Annotated in this window: 10 protein-coding genes; 2 read left to right on the top strand and 8 right to left on the bottom strand. The window is 33.1% G+C overall.

The window, feature by feature from the left end; translation table 11 throughout:
- Positions 1-73: 73 nt before the first annotated feature.
- The 7 genes from DFQ07_RS06135 to DFQ07_RS06105 all read right to left on the bottom strand — a co-directional run bounded on the left by DFQ07_RS06135 (position 74) and on the right by DFQ07_RS06105 (position 12,549).
- Positions 74-817: an energy transducer TonB gene (locus DFQ07_RS06135; RefSeq protein ID WP_133535383.1), complete on the bottom strand. Its 744-nt coding sequence runs from the start codon at positions 815-817 to the stop codon at positions 74-76.
- A 107-nt stretch (positions 818-924) separates the two neighbouring features.
- Positions 925-1,647: an energy transducer TonB gene (locus DFQ07_RS06130; protein WP_133535382.1), complete on the bottom strand. Its 723-nt coding sequence runs from the start codon at positions 1,645-1,647 to the stop codon at positions 925-927.
- Between the two features lie 63 nt (positions 1,648-1,710).
- Entirely contained in the window at positions 1,711-2,088 is a 378-nt protein-coding gene (locus DFQ07_RS15880; protein WP_133535381.1) for a VanZ family protein, read from the bottom strand.
- Positions 2,054-2,434: a glycine cleavage system protein GcvH gene (gcvH, locus tag DFQ07_RS06120; RefSeq protein WP_133535380.1), complete on the bottom strand. Its 381-nt coding sequence runs from the start codon at positions 2,432-2,434 to the stop codon at positions 2,054-2,056. The genes DFQ07_RS15880 and gcvH overlap by 35 nt, the downstream gene beginning before the upstream one ends.
- A gap of 26 nt (positions 2,435-2,460) precedes the next feature.
- Positions 2,461-9,585 (bottom strand): T9SS outer membrane translocon Sov/SprA, encoded by a 7,125-nt coding sequence (gene sov, locus DFQ07_RS06115; RefSeq protein ID WP_133535379.1) that lies wholly within the window; start codon positions 9,583-9,585, stop codon positions 2,461-2,463.
- Between the two features lie 21 nt (positions 9,586-9,606).
- The gene (ruvA, locus tag DFQ07_RS06110; protein WP_133535378.1) at positions 9,607-10,188 is read right to left on the bottom strand and encodes a Holliday junction branch migration protein RuvA; all 582 of its coding nucleotides are present in this window, start codon (positions 10,186-10,188) and stop codon (positions 9,607-9,609) included.
- Between the two features lie 72 nt (positions 10,189-10,260).
- Positions 10,261-12,549, bottom strand: coding sequence for an NADP-dependent malic enzyme (locus tag DFQ07_RS06105; protein WP_133535377.1), 2,289 nt, complete (start codon positions 12,547-12,549; stop codon positions 10,261-10,263).
- A 134-nt stretch (positions 12,550-12,683) separates the two neighbouring features.
- Here DFQ07_RS06105 and DFQ07_RS06100 point away from each other — a divergent pair, with 134 nt between their 5' ends.
- Positions 12,684-13,301, top strand: a complete 618-nt coding sequence (locus tag DFQ07_RS06100; RefSeq protein ID WP_133535376.1) for a PAS domain-containing protein — start codon at positions 12,684-12,686, stop codon at positions 13,299-13,301.
- 268 nt (positions 13,302-13,569) lie between these two features.
- Positions 13,570-14,208, top strand: a complete 639-nt coding sequence (locus DFQ07_RS06095; RefSeq protein ID WP_133535375.1) for a PAS domain-containing protein — start codon at positions 13,570-13,572, stop codon at positions 14,206-14,208.
- Between the two features lie 31 nt (positions 14,209-14,239).
- Here DFQ07_RS06095 and queG read toward each other — a convergent pair whose 3' ends face one another.
- Positions 14,240-15,166 (bottom strand): tRNA epoxyqueuosine(34) reductase QueG, encoded by a 927-nt coding sequence (gene queG, locus DFQ07_RS06090; RefSeq protein ID WP_133535374.1) that lies wholly within the window; start codon positions 15,164-15,166, stop codon positions 14,240-14,242.
- Positions 15,167-15,201 lie beyond the last annotated feature (35 nt).

Below are 15,201 nucleotides of genomic sequence, written 5' to 3'. Positions count from 1 at the left end.
TAAAAAACTCAATCTAAATGATTGAGTTTTTATCTTATAATCGAATTTTAAATACTTTAAGAAAAATTACTTTTTATTCGACTTTAAAAGTAATTGGTAAGATGTATTTTACTTTAACTTCTTTGTTGTTTTGTTTTCCTGGCTGAAATTGTGGAATCTTATGAACCACTCTATCCGTTTCTTTTTCTAGTTTGACATGTGGTGCTCTAATTTTAACATCTCTAACATTTCCTGACTTATCAATAATAAACTGAGTTAAAATCTTATACCTACCTGAACTTAACCCTACATCTTGCGCCAAACTAGCATTAAAGTTTCGCTGAACATGTTGTTGTATTTTTCGTTCAAAACACTTTCTGTTCTCTTCCTCAGATAAGCCTTCACATCCTTTAAATACAGGAGTGCTTTGAACATTATTGATTAAGATTGGGTCATCATTTTTGTCTATATCTTCGTCTTCTTTTACCTGAGTTAATTTAGTAATATCTACAAAACTCTCTTTCACAGGTAAGTCTATTACTGTAGCAACATCAGTATCATTGTCTACAATTTTTGGTTTAGAAATATCTTTAATTACACGTTTATTCCTAGGAACTTCTGCCTGAATCACTTCCTTTTTTACAGTTGCGGGCATCTCAAAAGTCCAAATTTCCTCATGCATCTGAGTATTTGCAGGTTCAAGCACAGCTATTTCTTTAGCTGTTTCATATTCTAGAACAAGAAAAACCACAAGAAGGGTAAGCACTAACCCTAATTGCATAAAGATGTTTGAAAATTGCTCTAATTGTTTTCTAGCATGTTTTTTTGGTGTTTTCATAGTCATATTTCTATATTAATACTTTGTTAAAAACAAGAAACATGCCAATAAAAAAAGCAACCCTAAAAGGATTGCTTTTTTTATTTTTTTATATGTAAGTAGTTATTTTACTCTACATTAAATGTAATAGGTAACGTGTAACCAACTCTCACTGCTCTACCTCTTTGTCTACCTGGTTGCATTTTTGGTATCTTTCTAGCTACTCTTTCAGCCTCTTGCTTTAACCTTGGGTGTGGAGCTCTTGCTGTAACATTAGTTATAGAACCATCTTTATCAATTTTAAATTGAACATAGATTCTCTTCTTACCTGGTGACAATCCAAGTTCGTTAGCTAATTCAGCATTAAAATTACGCTGAACGTGCTTTTGTAATTTTTTGTTTAAACAGTCTTTCTTTTGAGCTTTAGTACCAGTACATCCAGGAAATACAGGAACTTCTTCAATAATAGCAAAAGGTACATCTTCTACTACTTCTTCAACCTCTTCTACTTCTTGAATATCTTCTACCTCTACAGCTTCTGATTCGTCTGTTTCTGTAGATTCAATAACTGTTTCTTCTACTTCTTTCTCGTCTTCTACTACTTCAATTTTTTCAGGAGCTGGTGGTGGAGGTGTATTTGGTTTTGGCTTTGGCGGCTCTATTTGAAGCTCTATAGTTTCTTCTTCAATGTCTGAAGCCATATTAGCCACACCTAAATCTCCATACTCTTTATCGTATGTTTTACTCTCAATAGCAACATACGTTACAAATAAAGCTAAAACCAAACCTATTTGCATAAACAGTTTACTGTAGTTCTCTAAGTTTGATTTTGGATTTTTCTTAATTTCCATCCTAAATGTTTTTAATAGTTCGCTAATTTAATTAATTTATTTCAACTTTTACAAGCTTAATCTTTAAATAGCTTTATTTTTCTTAAAAAATGAATTGTAAATAATAAAAGCTATCAAAATACCCATCGAATTTGCAACAACATCCCAAAACTCTCCTGATCGATGCGTCGTCACTGTAGTCTGTAAAACCTCAATAATTATGCCGTAAAAAAAACAACAAAAAACTATAAAGTAGTTACTAATTTTTGTTGTTTTTAAAGCTCTTAACCAAATTGTGGTTAATATGAAATAGGCAAAAGCATGTTCAAATTTATCTAAGTGATTAATTTTTACAGGGGCTTTACCTAACTTTATTAAACTAACTGTAGCAATACTTATCGTAATAAGTATTGCTAGTATAGTTAATTTATGCGTTAATAAGTTCTTGATATGCTTCGGCACTTAATAAATTGGCTACTTGAGAATCGTCAGATAATTTTACTTTTATCATCCATCCTTCACCATAAGGGTCAGAGTTTACTAATTCAGGCTCGTCTTCTAAAGCTTCGTTAAGTTCTACTACTTCTCCTGACAAAGGCATGAAAAGGTCTGAAACAGTTTTTACTGCTTCTACTGAACCAAAAACTTCTTCTGCATCTAGTGTTTCATCTAAAGTATCAACATCTACATATACGATATCTCCTAACTCACCTTGTGCAAAATCAGTAATACCAATAGTTGCTACATCACCTTCAACCTTAACCCACTCGTGGTCTTTGGTGTATTTTAATTCTGATGGAATGTTCATTGTAATTATTTTTATTGTGTTTGTTTTTAATTTCCTAAGTTGTATACTAAATTAATTCCTGCATTAATAGATTGTCTTGGAAAAGTGGTAGAAACAGCATACTCAAATGTTTGATGATTATAATAAAAAGATGCTGTTAGGTTACTGCTTAAATTATAGTCGGCAATGAATTTTAATCCAAATAATTTTTCGCCCCCTGTAATTTGACTATTCTCTTTATCTACACTTCTTATCAAAGTCAAATTATCTCTCAATGAAATATCAGCTCTTAAATTTATATCTCCTTTTAAGGTTTCTTTCTTTCCTGTAAATCTGGTCACAAATTTAACATCTCTAATCTTATATCCAAATCCTAAAACATATTCTGTTCCTTTTATGTCGGTTAGCGTATTGTTATTAAAATTCAGTGTTAAACTTCTATCTTTTCGTATTTCACCTTTAAACGATATTGAATTTTTCATTCTAAAATCTACTTTTACTAATGGTGAAAACTCATCTATTAAAGTTGCGGACGAAATTAAGAGTTCTGATTGATAATTACCAGAAGTATTTGTATTTGTTGGAGTACTAGCATCGTACTGTAAATTATTTGTGTAATTTCCTATAGTATAAGACGATTTGTACCCATGAGACAAAGTAAATGAACTAAAGTTTTTCTTAAACCAATTGTATTTCATAAACCCATTATAACGTAATGTCCAGTTAGGAATAGGAATATTTCTAAAAATTCCTGTACTTACAGAATTAGGGCTACTTCCTGAATATGCTGCTATGAAGGCAGGTAACATGGCTTGCTGTCCGTTCGTTTTAAATCCTGGATTGTTATTTTCAGAATCAGGGTCGTTCACAGCTATTCCTTCTTCTTTAGCTATTCTTCCAGAAATTGTTTGTCTATACTCTAAAAACTTCTGATACAGTTCTTCATTATCGGTAAAAACTGTTCCTATCATCACATGGCTTATGCTATAGTTTCCTGTTTCAAAAGGTTTAATATTAGGATCTTGATGAAAGCCTCCGTTGCCATCAGAAATAACATCTAGTTGTTGAGATAGGTTACTTGTTTGAATTCTGTTACCTCGTAAATCAACAGTTAAGTCTTTAAATGGTTTAACAGATACATTGTAATCTAACTTTTTATACCTTGTTTTTCCGTAGGTTTTGCTGTAGTAAGGTTGATTAACGTCATCTTGACTTGTTCTTGTTACCAACCATCCATTCTCAATAGCCTTATTTAAAATGTCTGTTTGACTACCGAAAACAAAACCAAGGGTTGGCGCCATTCCTCCATCAAAATTATTTCTTCCTAAGAATCCTATCGAAGGTTTATACCCTTGTAATAAGGTTCCATTATTTTGAGAATAACTAATTTTTGCTCTTTTAACCGATGTTAATACATCGTAGACTCCTTTTCCTAATTTTTGTCCAAAAGAAGCACTCATTTTAAGCTTTACTTTTTGAACCACTTCTTTTCCTCCTAAAGTGGTAGTCCCTTTTTGTGTTGGTTGGTTTTTGGCTCCTTTTAGTAACAATTTATCTACACCAATAATTTTATAGAAACGACCAAAATCTATATTGGTATTTAAATTATGAGTATTGGCATTTTGAATCATATTACCTACTACATCTAAATAACTAATATTATCTCCACTAGGTAATACTAAATTACTTTGCGAACCAGCCTTCCAATCAAAGTCAGCAGTATAACCATAGTCAGCATTAACAAAATTTAAAAACGGAAATTTATCTAACGGTAATTTATAGGTAGCATTTAGTTTCTGGTGGTAATTATCTGGCCTTCCAACATTAAAAAATTGATCGTACACCTCTAAGTTTTCATCTTCACCAAAGCTATCATATATATAATTATTGGCTGCATTAAAATTTAATTGTAACGATTTAGTAATATCAAAACCAATCGTATAATCCCAATTAAATAAAAATCTTCGCTGAATTAATTCGGGTTGTGCTGGTAACGGATTTGTTGGATCAATAATCAAGTTTCTTGATTGTTGACTATTGTAATTTCTATTTATTCTCGAATTTATCGCTAAAGTTTTAGGTACTGGATTAAAATTTAAATCTTTTATAAACTTTAAATATCGACTCTTAAATCCTTTTGATTTTTTAAACGGCTCTATAACGAAAGGAACAAAATTAAAGTTATAGCTAGCTCCTGCCATTACGTTTTTATTCTCGTACTTTTCAATATTATAATCCTTATGAAACTCTTCACTATGTGCATACGACGCAGAAAGGTTCTCTATATCATAAAACTTTGGTTTCTTCTTACTTTCTGGATTTCTATTCTTTTTTACATTGATAAAACTAATACTTGTTCTTCTCGTATAATCTTGTGCATTTTTACTATTAGGGTTTTTATCAATGGCATCTTCAAGTTCCACATCTTGAAATTGTGGATCATATTTTGGATCTCTAAACTCTTCACCGTAGCTATAACTCATTGGCACTTGCATGTTCCATTTATTAGGCATCATTTTACCTAACTGTACATTGGTTGCTACACTATACTGCTTTACCTCTTCTATGCTTCGTTGTTGTACACGGTCTTCTACATTACCAAAACCAACAGTTGACATTCTTCCTGCTAAGGATACATCTAACACATCTGCCATATTTGCATCGGCATTTACAACTGCTGCCCAACCACCTTTATTATCAAAACCAACGGCACGTAATTCATTAAACCATACTTCTACCGATTTTGGAGAACTAGCGTCATTTTTAACCCCTAACATTACCGTTCTTACTTGTGCTAAAGTTGGATTACCTTTAACAGATATATTCAATCCATTAGAAGTCACCCCAGAAAAAACATTCGAAATAGGATCTCCAGCAGGTCTATTAATTTTAAGATTGGCTAATTCTTTTAATGGAATATCTAAGTTATTCTCCGTTGGCCAAACATCTATTGGAGAAGCATTAGACGTTGATAATTTTAAAGGTTTTTCTATTTGATAATAATTATCGTTTAAGTCAGTACCTAAACGTATTATCGCCACCATTTCATCATCAGTAGTATCAGATGTACTAGGTTTTTCAGCATGTAAAAACATACGCAGTTTTTTATACCTACGCATATCTATACTAATATTTTTATAAATAGTTCTTACCTCATTAGTTGGTAAGTCAGTAACCTTAAGGGTTACAGATTGTTCATTTTGACGTTGAATTCTGTTGGTACCTTGTAAACGTTCTCTTTGAATTCCTGGAGGTAATTGATAACGATCTTGATTTTGCTCAATACTTACAACACCAACTTCAAATTTGTTTAATTCATCCGCTTCTAAATCGTCTGGAGTTCCTGTTTCAGGCAAAGTTTTTGTATAACGACGCCAATCTCCTCTCACCAACTCTAACTCACCGAAACGCAACACTATCGGCATTCTAAACTGTGTAAGGAACATTCTTATAAAACGAATACTATTAAAATCTGTAATTCCATTAATTTTTTGAGCATCGGTAACATTTCTTACAGGAATTCTAAACTGATACCAGGTTGTTGTTCTCGTTGCCCCATTTAATAAAGTTACATCTTGTGTTTTTACATCAATGATATGATTTTGTCCTAGCTGTAAATCTGTTTTATTCAAAGAAACTTCATACTCAAAGTAACTATTTACAGGATTCATCGTTTGATCTTTGTTGATATCTTCTGTATCAGGGTACGTTGTGGATGATGTTGGATATGACTCTCCTGATTGGCTTGCTGTTGGCGAGTTCCCTTCCGTACCATTATAATTCTTATAACGAGATAATACTGAAGGATCAGTATTTTCGATTGCTCCTCCTCTAAAAAACTGAAAATTATCACCTGCTGGATCTTCTAACCCTGCAAATGCTGGGTATTTTACTCGCTCTTCATCATCATTTAGTCCGTCTAAACCAATATCTTGATTGGTTCTTGCCTCATTACTCGAATCGAAAGCGTATAAGATTGATGGATTAATAGGTGTATCACCCCAAATAGAGGTTAAAACATTTCCTCCATCTGCTTTTTGTCCATCAGCAGGAAGCCCATTTTCATATTGCTTTCTTCCGTCTTTTAAAATATCTTCCGAAACATTTCCTAAGTTGATAAATAATTTCCCCACCTGATTTGTCGGATCATTGGGATTAATTCCTGCTTGCAACCCTTCTTCGGTCGTAATAGAATAATTTTCATAAGGATCCATCAACCAAAACTGAATGTATTCTACATTCGCTTGCTCAAAATTGTTGGTTGTTAATGACCGCATAATTCCTCCCCATCGTTCTTCTGGAGTTACTGTGTTTGCGTTTTCATTATAATTATATGGTCCTCTTTCAGCAGGGTAATACGCTAAATCTAGGGTACGAACTAAATTTTGCTGAGTAATATCTAAATCAGTATTTGGAAATAATTCATTGTAGCGAATTTGACGAACCTCATCTCTCGACAACTCATTTTCATCAATATTACTAGGTCTATTTCCACTACCATAAAATAACTGATCAATATTGTACCATGCTAATTTTCCTCTTTTGTAGTTGTATTCTAAACCAAAAGTACCTCCATCAAATCCTTGAGATTCTGGCGTACTTGCTAAAAACCATTGTTGTGGTGAGTTTAAGTTAATTGGTATTTGTGAAGCTTCAAAATCGTCTAAATACGAAGTTGCAGTACCGTCTACATTGATTCCACTAGGAGAACCTGGTAGCAAATATGCCATATCTGCTCTAACCGAAACATTTGACGGTGCTTCAGTTTCAACAAAAGGTAATTTGTTTGCTAGTTTTGTTAAATAAGGTACTTCAGAAGAATAATCCAAATTCAACCCTAGCATTATATTGTCAATCGGCTCTCCTCCTAAATTTACTTTGGGAGTAATTGGTTTTTCACTTACATTTAAAAATGTACCTCCTAAAATAAACTGATCAGAAAAACGATGTTCAACATCTACCCCAATAAATGTTTTACGCTGTTGATTAAAAAAGGTGTTATTTTCTACGGAAGCATTAATCGGTATTCCTGAAGCTTCTAACCCTGGATCTAAAATTTGTACACGTCCTAATTGATAATCTACTACATAATCAATTCCTTCAACCAATTGTCTTCCTCCAGCTGTAACTCGTACCGAACCTCTTGGAACATTGAAAGCTCCTAATGAAATTCCTCTACTAGTTTCAGATTTAAAATACCCTTTTAAAAAGAATTTATCTAAATTTTGATATTCGTTTTTGGCTTGAATTTTTGTAGTTAAGTATAACTCTTCAAACACGTACTTGTCTTGATCTGCAGGATTGGTAAGTTCATCTTTTAAATCATTTCCAAATGGCTCTGGTTCAGGAAATAAAACATAGCCTCTTTCAGAATTAACTGTTATCCCTTCAACATAATCAAAGAAACCATCCCCATTAGGAACGGCATATTCACTCTGATCTAACTTATCTAAATTTAAAATACGTAATAATGGTTTGTCTGTTATCCCAGGAGTTTGCGCTTTTTGTAGTGTATTTTGGAGTGTTCCTGTTTCATCATCACGATATAATAATTCAAAACGGAAACCATCACGTTGTAATGGGAATGCTCCTAATGCATATACGTTTTTCATCATCAACCTCCATGTTGGAAAAGCTTCTGTATCATCCCCAGGTCTTGTGGTATTTAAAATTTCACTACGCAATAACTTAACTGCAATATTTGCTGGTGCTACTATTCCATCGTTTGAAAACTCACCAACTTTAAAAACTGTTTCTCCATTTGAAGCTCCTACTACAGTATATTCAAAAGCCACTGCTAATACCTCCCCGTCATTTAATCTTCTATTCAAGGAAATAAATCCTAACTGTGGGTGTAACCTAAATTCATTTGGCTGTAATCTTCGTGCATTTTGTAAATAAGTGTAATTAAATCCTTGTTGTGCAGGCACTCCTATTCCATTAATAGCAGCATCAATTGTTGCCACATCTCTAATTCCTCCACTAGTTGTAGCTAATAATGAACTTAAATTGTTTACCCCATTATAAGGTATAGTTATAGAGTTTACCGATATTGCTCCTGGAGTTGTTGTTATTTCTGATGGATTTACTTCATTTGCATCATCAGACTCCCCTAAATCGGCCAATGCAACAATACTACGGTAATCACTTACATTTTGATTTCTGTTCGTTACCCATACTTCAACCCTTGTAATATTAATAGGACTATTAATTAAGGGATAGTTTTCTAAAGCCTTTTTGTATTGATCTCTAAAATATTGTGATAAAAAGAAATGTCGATCATTATCATAGTCTGAAGCGCGTAATTCAAAAGGTTCAATAGTTGCTCCTCCTTCCGCAACAACCGTTTTAGATTGCGAATTCTGTTGTGAAAAAGCTGCAGTTACGTATGTTTTACCAAACTGTAATTCGGCTTTTACACCAAATAACGATTGTGCTCCGTTAATCAGCGAGTTTTTAATTGGCATACTAATATTACCCGCCTCTATATTTCTAATAATATCATCTTCAGTAGGTGTATATTCTAACTTGATAACATTTTGAAAATCAAAAGTAGATTGGGTATCATAGTTAGCCGTTACTTTTAATCGCTTTCCTACCTTAGCCTGTAAACTTGCACTAATTTGTTGATCAAAATCAAATGTAAAACTGCTTTGGTTCTCAACAGAAATTTGAGGATTTTCATTATTTTGATATACACCTCCTAGTTTTATATTTAACTGTCCTGTTGGGTTTACTTCTACTGTATTTCCTCCAAAAACAGATTCAAAAAATTTAGAGTTTACATAATATTTAGGTAGTAAGTTTTTTCGAGCATTTTCACTTCCTTTCTTTTTAGGATTAGTAGCATCTACTTTTTCTTTAAAATACTCTTTTAAATCATTTTTTAAACGGTATTCATTGTATTCTTTTGGTGTCATAAAAATAGGAGTTCCTACATAGTAGTCTCCTATTTTTTCTACTACCATAAACTTGTTTAACGCTTTGTCATACGTAACAATTTTTTGAGTAGGATTATTTAAATACAGTGTTCCGTTTTGGTTGTACTTAAAATTATATTTGAGGGGAATAACAGTATCTTTTTTAATAGTATTTGTACTATCGCTTTGAGTATTTTGTGAAAACGAAACAACACTTACTAACAAAGTAAGTGCCGCAAGTAATCTATTCATAACTGCTTTTTCCAATCTTTTTTATAATTTTTTCAACGCCTGTTTTATAAGTTTTTCAACACTTGCTTCAGGCGTTTCTTTTAATATCTCCCCTATTACTTTATCGGCTTGCTTCCGAACGAAGCCAAGAACCTCTAAAGCAGATAACGCTTCTTCTTTATTTGTATTGTTCTGTATCACAGAAACTTCACCCAATTCAAAAGTCTTTAAAACTTTATCTTTTAGATCAACTATTACTCGCTGTGCTGTTTTTGCACCGATTCCTTTTACCGATTGAATTAGCTTTACATTTTCAGAAGCAATTGCTTGCTGAACTTCTTCTGATGTCATAGAAGACAACATTGTTCTTGCTATACTAGGTCCCACACCTGAAACTGAAATTAGTAATAAAAAAACTTCTCGTTCCATTTTGGTTGAAAAACCATATAACGTATGTGCATCTTCTCTTATAGATAAGTGGGTATATAACAACACATTTTCATCATTTGGCAATGATGAAAATGTGTTTAAAGAAATATTCATTAAGTATCCTACCCCGTTGCAATCAACTACAGCGTATGTAGGATTTTTCTCCACAAGCTTCCCCCTTATTTGTGTAATCATCCAGCTATTTTTTCTATTTGCCTAAAATAGGCAAAAATTATTTATTTTTTACTTGTCTTTGTTCAACAAGTATTAACTGTTTTTTTTAGCTTTCATTTCTTTATTTTGAGCATCTACCACAGCTACTGCTGCCATATTAACCATTTCATCTACACTTGCCCCTAACTGTAAAATGTGTACTGGTTTGCTCATTCCTAACAAAATTGGACCAATAGTTTCAACTTCATCAACCGCTTTCATTAGTTTATATGTAATGTTAGCTGACTCTAAGTTAGGGAAAATTAGAACATTTGCTCTTTTTCCATTTAATTTAGAAAACGGAAACTCTTTTGCTAATAACTCTGGATTCAACGCAAAATCTGCCTGCAATTCACCATCTACCACAACATTAGGATAATGACGATGGATATAAGACACTGCTTCTCTAATTTTAGTTGAACTTTCAGACTTTGAAGAACCAAAATTGGAAAAACCTAACATTGCTACATTTGGTTTCATTCCAAACATTTTAGCTAGTACGGATGTTAACTGTGTAATTTTAGCCAAATCTTTTGCTGTTGGATTGATGTTTATGGTTGTATCTGCCAAAAACATTGGCCCTTGCTTAGTTAACATCATATTCGTAGCAGCTACTCTTGTTACTCCTTGATCTTTTTCAATCAATTCCAACATTGGTTTCACCACAGAAGGATAAGGTCTTGAATACCCTGTAATTAATGCATCTGCCTCTCCCGAATTCACCATCATAGCTGCAAAATAATTACGCTCACGCATCCATTTTTGTGCTTCTAAAAAAGTAACTCCTTTACGCTGTCTTGTTTTCCAAAAAGCTTCAGCATAACGATTTCTTCTTGCTTCTTCTTCATCCGTTTTAGGATCTATAATTGGCACATCTGCATCAAAACCTAACTCTTCTTTTAATTCTAAGATGATTTCTCTTCTTCCTAATAAAATCGGTTTTCCAATTTTTTCCTCATACACTCTTTGTGCTGCTTTTAACACATCTAAATGATCTGCTTCGGCAAATACCAATCGCTTAGGATTTTTCTTAGCTCGGTTGTGTAATAATCGTACTTCTTTACTTCCCGTACCTGAGCGATCCATCAATTCTTCACGATACTTATCCCAGTCATCAATAGGCTCTTGGGCTACGCCAGAATCCATCGCTGCTTTCGCAATTGCTGGTGGAATTTCATAAATTAACCTTGGATCAAACGGCTTAGGGATAATATATTCTTTTCCGAAAGAAAGACTCACCTCATCGTATACTATGTTCACTTGTTCAGGTACTGATTGCTTAGCTAAATCTGCCAACGCATGTACCGCAGCCATTTTCATTTCTTCGTTAATCTTCTTTGCTCGAACATCTAATGCTCCACGAAAAATAAATGGAAAACCTAATACATTGTTTACTTGGTTAGGATGATCCGATCTTCCTGTAGCCATGATAATATCATCTCTTGTTGCGATTGCTAAATCGTATTCAATCTCTGGTTCTGGATTTGCCATTGCAAAAACAATAGGATTCTTTGCCATAGCTAACAACATTTCTGGTGTTACCACATTTCCTTTTGACAACCCTATAAATACATCTGCATTTAACATCGCCTCTTCTAAGGTATGCACATCTTGACTTGTAGCAAACTCAGCTTTTTGAGACGTTAAGTTATCTCTATCTTGTCTAATAACGCCTTTACTATCACACATAATTACGTTTTCACGTTTAGCTCCTAGGGCTAAATACAAACGTGTACATGAAATAGCTGCTGCTCCTGCTCCGTTCACAACTATTTTAACATCTTCTATGTTTTTCTCATTAATCTCTAATGCATTTTTTAGCGCTGCTGCAGAGATAATTGCTGTACCATGTTGATCATCGTGCATAACAGGAATATCTAATTCCTCTTTTAATCTTCTTTCTATCTCAAAAGCTTCAGGAGCTTTGATATCTTCTAAATTAATTCCTCCAAAAGTAGGAGCAATTGCTTTTACAGTTTCTACAAATTTATCTACATCTGTAGTATCAACTTCAATATCAAAAACATCAATATCAGCAAAAATCTTAAACAACAATCCTTTTCCTTCCATTACAGGTTTAGACGCTTCTGGACCAATATCACCCAGCCCTAAAACTGCTGTCCCATTCGATATAACTGCTACTAAATTACCTTTTGAGGTATACTTATAAACGTTGTTTTTGTCTTTCGCTATCTCTAAACAAGGCTCTGCTACTCCTGGTGAATATGCTAAAGATAAATCGTGTTGTGTTGCATATTTTTTTGTAGGTACTACTGCTATTTTTCCTGGCTTCGGTTTAGCATGATAAAGTAAAGCTTCATGCCTCTTTCTAGAATCTTTCATAGGTTCGTTCTTGTTTGTTTGAACTTACAAATATACATTTTGTTTATGAAGTAAAAATATTTTGTAACCTGATAAAAGTCATATTTGGTCTTTAAAATTCTCCTGACTTTTGCGCCAACCTTAAACCAAATAAAATGGAAACTACACAAAGACACATTATTGATGAAGAAGTACAATGGGACAAAACAAAAACCATTGTAAGCAAAACAGATGTTTACGGAACAATACTATACGCAAACGATGTTTTTTCTAAAACTTGTGAATACAGTACTATTGAATTAGTAGGTGAGCCGCATAACATTATTCGTCACCCAGACATGCCAAAAGTAGCTTTTAAAGTATTATGGGATGCCTTAAAAAAAGGTGAAAATTTTCATGCTATTGTTAAAAACCTGACTAGAACAGGCAGATACTACTGGGTAATTACCGATTTCACAATAGATAAAGATGAAAGTGGCAACATTGTTGGATATACAGCAAGAAGAAAATCAGTGCCAAGTGGTGTTGTAAAAAAAATAGAACCTATTTACAAAACACTTCTAGAAATTGAAAAATTAAAAGGTGAAAAAGCAAGCGAAATGTATTTTGAAGCTTACTTAAAAGAAGAGGCTGGTAAAACCTATAATGAATTTGTTGTTGATTTATTTAACGAAGAACTTTCTAAGGAAGAAGCAGAAAAAATTAAGAGCGAAACAAGCTCTCTTAAAAAGGGGTTAAATTGGTTTTTCTTCGGAGAAACTGATCCGAAATAAATGACTTAACACCCCTACAATTTCCCTTAACCAAATACTTCAAAGGATAGAGTTCTTAAGAGCTCTATCCTTTTTTATTTAAGACACTTTCTCTTATTTCATAATTCATAACATAAAGAGAAGAGAAAATACTTTTTTGTTTTTTAATCATAATTTTAACTTTTTTTAACCTTTTTAAAAAAAAATGCTGTTCTCTCTTGAGATAAAAAAGCTTTACATTTGCTGACTTTTAAAAAAAAGCTACCCGAAAACTATTAAAAACACATAAATGAACACAAATGATGCTCTTAGACCTTCCAAAGTCATAGACGAGGAAGTTAAATGGGACAAATCGAAAACAATTATTAGTAAAACTGACTCAGTCGGAACTATTTTATACATGAACGACACTTTTGAAGAAGCTTCAGAGTATAATAAAATAGAACTTATTGGAGAACCTCATAATATTATTAGGCATCCAGATATGCCTAAAGTTGTATTTAAGGTATTATGGGACAACCTTAAGCAAGGGAACAATTTTCATGCTATTGTTAAAAACCTAACAAGAACAGGTAGATATTACTGGGTAATTACTGATTTTGATGTAGAAAAAGATGAAACAGGAAAAATTACAGGTTATACAGGAAGAAGAAAAGCTTTACCTGAAAAAGTTGTAAAAAAAATAGAACCTTTATACAAGACTTTACTAGAAATTGAGAAAATTAAAGGAGAAAAAGCAAGTGAGTTGTATTTTAACTCTTACCTTCAAGAAGAAGTAAATTCATCTTATGAAGATTTTGTAGTAAACTTATTTGAAAAAGAAACTTCTAACTCAAAAGAAAACAACGGAGAAGCTCCATCTAAAGAAAGCGGAATAATCAAAAAAGGGATTAACTGGTTTTTCTTTGGAGAAACAGACCCTAAATAACACTAAAAATAAAACAGGCTTCAAAGCCTGTTTATTTTTTTAAAAAGTCTATATTTCTTGAAAGCCCAGAAAATTTCGTTCTCTTCACTGCCGATTTTTTAAATACTTTACTAAACGTTTCTTGAGTTAACTCTTGCCAATCGCGTTTTGTCATATCTAATAAACTTTCTTGCGGTGTAAACAAAGATTCTTCATGTGGTTTTGAAAAACGATTCCAAGGACATACATCTTGACACACATCGCACCCAAACATCCAATCTTGCAGTTGTCCTTCAAACCCAGATGGAATTGCATCTTTTAACTCAATCGTTAAATATGAAATACATTTACTCCCATCTACTGTATTATTAGGTAAAATTGCTTGTGTTGGGCACGCATCAATACAACGAGTACAACTACCACAATGGTCTGTTTTAAAAGGCGCATCGTATTCGAGTTCTAAATCAATAATCAATTCAGCTAAAAAGAAAAAGGACCCTTGTTGCTTTTGAATTAATAACGAGTGTTTTCCGTTCCAACCTAACCCTGATTTTGCTGCCCAAGCACGTTCTAACACAGGAGCAGAATCGACAAAACAACGTCCTGAAACTTCTCCAATTTCATCATTAATCAATTGCAATAATTCTCGCAATTTATCTTTGATGATATGATGATAATCTTGTCCGTAAGCATATTTAGAAATCTTATAACTTCCTTCTTGCTGAACTTCCGAAGGAAAATAATTATATGACAAAGAAATCACCGATTTTGCCCCCTCTACCAACAACCTTGGATCTAAGCGTTTATCAAAATGGTTTTCCATATAATGCATCTCTCCATGATATCCATTTTGCAACCATTTTTCTAATCTCGGAGCTTCTTCTTCTAAAAAATCAGCTTTTGCAATACCGCACCCCAAAAAACCCAAGCGTTTTGCCTGTGTTTTAATAAAGTTTGAATATTGCTGTTTCTGATTCAAAATACGTGATTTTATCAGCGCAAAATTACCAAAAG

This window comes from Tenacibaculum caenipelagi, assembly GCF_004363005.1.
Taxonomy (GTDB): domain Bacteria; phylum Bacteroidota; class Bacteroidia; order Flavobacteriales; family Flavobacteriaceae; genus Polaribacter; species Polaribacter caenipelagi.
The sequence above is the reverse complement of the archived record's forward strand: the minus strand, read 5'-3'. Positions and strand labels throughout refer to the sequence as shown.